The sequence below is a fragment of the Bradyrhizobium sp. UFLA05-153 genome, assembly GCF_054185185.1.
This window is the reverse complement of the sequence record NZ_JBBIAM010000339.1, coordinates 1-795: the sequence shown is the minus strand read 5'-3', so window position 1 is coordinate 795 and position 795 is coordinate 1. Positions and strand designations below refer to the sequence as shown.

Below are 795 nucleotides of genomic sequence, written 5' to 3'. Positions count from 1 at the left end.
ACCGCCGCCTCATACGTCGCTTGGCCAATGCCAAGCTACGTCAAGCCGCCACCATCGAGAATGTCGATTATCGCACCGCTCGTGGTCTGGACCGTTCCTTTTCCAGAACCGCGCCACCTACCAATGGATCCGCGAGCACAATCACCTGGTATTGTCGGTCTGACCGGCACCGGCAAGTCCTGGCTGGCCTGCGCACTCGGCAAGAGAGCTTGCCGCGATGGCTTCTCCGTCCTGTACAAGCGCGTGCCCCGCCTGTTTGCCGATCTCGCCCAGGCGCGCGGCGACGGCCGTCTCGCTCGCCTGATCGCGGCGCTAGAGCGCGTCAGTTTGCTCATCCTCGACGACTGGGGACCCGAACCGCTCACCGCCGACCAGCGCCGAGATCTGCTCGAGATCGTCGATGATCGCTACGACAAAGGGATCATTGTTGATCACAAGTCAGGTCCCCGTGTCCCAATGGCATGACGTGATCCGATCCCACGTTAGGCGACGCGACCGCATCATTCACAATGCTCACCGCATCGAGCTCAAAGGCGACAGTCTGCGTCGGCGAGCCGGCGAAAAGACGAAAGCGTGACTACCTCGCGCCCGATCGCCCCACCGGCCCATCCCGCGCGCGGGCCCTCCTGTGGACCGCTGCGACGATCTCCTCAGCCTCCCGCCTGCCTTGACCGGGAGGTCGTTTCCAGCGCACATAAACTCGTCAGTCGTGCTCGTCTCCAAGCTTGATCACGATCACTGGAATCCCTGATCGCCATCGCCTGTACCGCTGATCACCATCGCTGGAATACGCAC

The 795-nt window shown here is 62.5% G+C and carries 1 pseudogene; it reads left to right on the top strand.

The annotated features are described in order from the left end of the window. Positions 1-577 (top strand): annotated as a pseudogene (locus tag Q2941_RS51775) (ATP-binding protein); the annotation flags it as partial. Positions 578-795: the final 218 nt, after the last annotated feature.